The sequence below is a fragment of the Mesorhizobium sp. P5_C1 genome, assembly GCF_054049815.1.
This window is the reverse complement of sequence record NZ_JBFULQ010000710.1, coordinates 1-2,374: the sequence shown is the minus strand read 5'-3', so window position 1 is coordinate 2,374 and position 2,374 is coordinate 1. Positions and strand designations below refer to the sequence as shown.

Genomic DNA, 2,374 nt, shown 5'->3' with positions numbered 1-2,374 from the left:
GTGTCACGGACGGCCCCCACTTCTGCCTCTATGTCCACCACACCGACGCGGAGCGGGAATGGGCCTACGACAGGACGTCGTCCATTGGCCGGCTCGATAAGGGCCTCGACGAGGCCGCCAAAGGTGGTTGGACGGTCGTCGACATGAAGGCAGACTGGGCTAAAGTGTTTTCGTTCGAGCCCTGAGTTGGCCACACGGGCATTGCATCAAGGACGACGCGACAAGCCATGACAAAACTTGCCGACACCGAAAGAACGCTCGCCGGCTCAACGCCGGTCAGTTCACCCCAGGTTTGGATTCCCGGCGGCACGTTCCTCATGGGATCTGACAAGCATTATCCGGAAGAGGCGCCAGCGCACCGAGTGACGGTGGGCGGTTTCTGGATGGACATTTGCACCGTTACCAACCGCGACTTCGCGCGCTTCGTCGAGGAAACCGGATATGTGACGGCGGCCGAGCGGCCGGCGAACCCGGACGACTACCCCGGTTGGCAGCCGGACATGCTTGCGCCTTCGTCGGTGGTGTTCATCAAGGCTAAGCAACAGGTCGATCTTCGCGACCACTACAATTGGTGGGTGTATGTGCGCGGCGCCAATTGGCGTCGTCCACGCGGCCCGGCGAGCTCGATCAAGAAGCTTGCCGACCACCCTGTTGTCCATGTGGCCTATGAGGATGCCGAAGCCTATGCAAAATGGGCCGGCAAGGAGTTGCCGACCGAGGCCGAATGGGAGTTCGCTGCGCGTGGCGGGCTCGAGGGTGCCGAGTTCGCATGGGGTGATGAGTTGACGCCGGGCGGCAAGCATATGGCCAATATCTGGCAGGGCGAGTTCCCTTACCGCAACACGCTCGATGATGGGTTCGAATATACGGCGCCGGTCGGTTCGTTTCCCGCCAACGGCTACGGCCTGCACGACATGGCCGGCAATGTCTGGCAATGGACGACCGACTGGTACCAGGAGCATAGCCGGATCGACAGCCCGTGCTGCACGATTGACAACCCGCGAGGCGCCAGGCGCGAGGACAGTCTCGATCCCAGGCAGCCAGCGATCAGGATACCGCGCAAGGTGATGAAAGGCGGGTCGCATCTTTGCGCCCCGAATTATTGCYGGCGCTACCGCCCGGCGGCGCGAATGGCTCAGCCGGCCGACACATCGACCAGCCATCTGGGTTTCCGTTGCATCGCGCGGTGAGGGCCGACGCTAGTATCGCCCGCCGGGGATGGTCCAGTATGATCAGCAATAATGTCCGCTACGCCCTGTTAATGGTCGTTGAGACGGCCGCGGCGATATTCCTGTTTTTGACGATTTTCCCAATGTTCCGGCAAGTGATCACCCAATTGGGAGAACCACAGGATATCAGTCCCTACGAGCAGTCCGCGGTGGTTTGTGGTGCCCTCGTTCTACAGACCTGCTACTGGGTCAGGTTTCGCTGGGTTGCGATCCCCGCACCGTTTCGCAATGCCTTAGTCAGGCATTTGTTCCTGTTTGCCAGCCGGGTCAGCTTCTTCTTTGGAGGCGCTTTGTTTTCGGTTTTCTTTTTCCGCCACGTGCCGGAACTCGATCAATTTCCTTCTTTCATTCAGGGAGCAGTCAAGCTGTTGGAAGTCCTGCTGGTTCTGTTCAGCCTGTTTTGCTATTCGCTCGAAATAGAACGGTTGGGCAGGGCAAGGGAAGACCATTTCGCTGCATCCGGCCGCAGCAGATAATTCAGGCTGGCCAAATCCAGAATTCCTTTGATGGACGGCTTATGATCCATATTGGTCGCAGGAGACCCGATATGGGCATTACCACGCCCGCCGGATTCAAATGGACTGCAACACTGCGGCATCGCAAGCAACGTCGTTGCGGCCAAGATGGGCGCCAGCGAAATGGCACCTTTCTGGCTAGTTCGTCCCAGAACCGGACCGTCCCCTTCTGATGCGGTGGACGGCTCTCCTCCCTCCCTGCGGGTATGTTCGCGGGATCAGAGATGGAGGAGCGCTATGATGAGCAACGTTAYGACRATYGGTCTGGATATYGCGAAGTCCGTGTTTCAARTCCAYGGCGTGGATGCGGCKGGYGAGGTTGYCGTTCGCAGGAAGCTGACCCGCGGGCGCGTGCTAGGGTTCTTCGAGAGGCTACCAAGATGCCTGGTCGGGATCGAGGCCTGCAGCTCCTCGCACTATTGGGCTCGCGAGCTCATCGCGCGAGGCCACGATGTTCGGCTGCTGCCGGCACAATATGTGAAGCCCTATTTGAAGCGTCAGAAGAATGATGCGGCCGATGCAGAGGCCATTTGCGAGGCGGTGACCCGACCGACCATGCGCTTCGTTCCGGTAAAGTCGCCCGAGCAGCAAAGCGTGATGATGCTGCACCGGGTGCGGTTAATGCTCAAC

3 protein-coding genes and 1 pseudogene are annotated in these 2,374 nt (G+C 59.6%); all 4 read left to right on the top strand.

Annotated features, from left to right (window positions below; genetic code table 11):
- Positions 1–185: pseudogene (locus ACXJ7R_RS30240) on the top strand (haloacid dehalogenase-like hydrolase); the annotation flags it as partial.
- 42 nt (positions 186–227) lie between these two features.
- Positions 228–1,190 (top strand): formylglycine-generating enzyme family protein, encoded by a 963-nt coding sequence (locus ACXJ7R_RS30235; protein WP_457155021.1) that lies wholly within the window; start codon positions 228–230, stop codon positions 1,188–1,190.
- A gap of 38 nt (positions 1,191–1,228) precedes the next feature.
- Positions 1,229–1,705 carry a hypothetical protein gene (locus ACXJ7R_RS30230; protein ID WP_457155020.1) on the top strand — a complete coding sequence of 159 codons (477 nt, stop codon included), beginning with the start codon at positions 1,229–1,231 and terminating at the stop codon, positions 1,703–1,705.
- A 279-nt stretch (positions 1,706–1,984) separates the two neighbouring features.
- Positions 1,985–2,374: IS110 family transposase (locus ACXJ7R_RS30225; RefSeq protein ID WP_457155022.1), on the top strand; the 390-nt coding region annotated here is incomplete at its 3' end.